The 484-nt window shown below is 64.7% G+C and carries 1 protein-coding gene; it reads left to right on the forward strand.

Annotated features, from left to right (window positions below; genetic code table 11):
- Window positions 1-484 (forward strand): IS256 family transposase (locus D9V41_RS16265; protein WP_121795615.1); only part of this gene is annotated, 484 nt, incomplete at both ends.

Below are 484 nucleotides of genomic sequence, written 5' to 3' on the forward strand. Positions count from 1 at the left end.
CGGCATCCGCGACGTGCTGATCGTCTGCTGCGACGGGCTCACCGGATTCCCCGAAGCGATCGAGGCCACCTGGCCTGAATCGACCGTCCAGACCTGCGTGGTCCATCTCATCCGCACCGCGATGCGGTTCGTGAACTGGGGCCAGCGCAAAGCCGTCGCAGCAGCGTTGAAGCCGATCTACACCGCCGCCGACGCTGACGCCGCCAGGGCAGCGTTGGAGGCGTTCGCAGCATCGCCGCTGGGCAAGGCGAACCCGCACGCGGTCGCGGCGTTCGAGAACGCATGGGAACGGTTCACGCCGTTCCTGTCGTTCCCGCCCGAGGTCCGCAGGGTGATCTACACAACCAATGCGATCGAATCGCTGAACTACCAGCTGCGCAAGATCACCAAGAACCGCGGACACTTCCCCAACGACGCCGCCGTGGTGAAGCTGCTGTGGCTCGCGATCTGCAACATCGAAGACAAACGAGCTCGAGAACGAGCG

It is taken from the genome of Aeromicrobium phragmitis, assembly GCF_003674095.1.
Taxonomy (GTDB): Bacteria; Actinomycetota; Actinomycetes; order Propionibacteriales; family Nocardioidaceae; genus Aeromicrobium; species Aeromicrobium phragmitis.